Consider the following 802-nt stretch of genomic DNA (forward strand, 5'->3'; position numbering starts at 1 on the left):
ACACCTCAGATATACGACATGCCCGTCGTACCAAAAAAACACCTTATCTTAAGATAAAGTGTTATGTTGTTTGATTGAACAAGTGGGATGGACCCCTTCTGCATTGCGATGGTCAAAGTTCAAATCCTGTAAGTCTTCAGGAAGCTCTTGCCAATTCCCTAACATGAGTAAGGAGTGATATTGCTGTAAATCCTCGTCACACTCTTCACACCAACGCTTATCATCTGTACGCCAAAAGGCAGACATAAGGTTAGACTTACTATTAACCTTTGGAAATTGTTCCTGGAACGATTGCCATTCTTCTTGGTAATAAGCTAAGCCATCCTCATAAGTTTGGAACTCTCTAATAGCAGTGATATCGTTTTTCCAATCCTCTAAGAACCACCAAGGTTCAAAGTCGCCATACATTTTGATCACTTGATAGGTCATAGCATGTACTGGGTCTTCAGTTCTTTATGAAAATTATCTTATCCTTCGCTTGAATAAAAACTAAGATAGCTCTATAACAATTTGAAACAACATCTTATTTCTTTTTCAAACGACTATAAGAGAATATTTCCGATAATAACGTTACCCTTTTCCTTTCTATTACAGTTTGATTATACCATCAAATATAAAGATTCCAAACGATTCTCCAAAATCTCTTGGTGTGGTCTATTATATACGATTATAGCTTAATGTGATAATAATTTGCTTGAATAATACTACACAAATACGAACCTTATCTGGTTAACTATCAGCGATATAAGATTCTTTTCGCTTTTATAACAAAAAAACCGAAAGCCAAAACTTTCGATTTTGA

At 35.2% G+C, this 802-nt stretch carries 1 protein-coding gene; it reads right to left on the minus strand.

The genetic code is table 11. The features are described from left to right. Positions 1-48 precede the first annotated feature (48 nt). Complete coding sequence (locus ACMZ6U_RS10575; protein ID WP_416108368.1) at positions 49-429, minus strand: DUF1033 family protein; 381 nt, start codon at positions 427-429, stop codon at positions 49-51. Between the last annotated feature and the right edge of the window lie 373 nt (positions 430-802).

It is taken from the genome of Streptococcus pluranimalium, assembly GCF_047785745.1.
In the GTDB taxonomy this organism is placed as follows: domain Bacteria; phylum Bacillota; class Bacilli; order Lactobacillales; family Streptococcaceae; genus Streptococcus; species Streptococcus pluranimalium_B.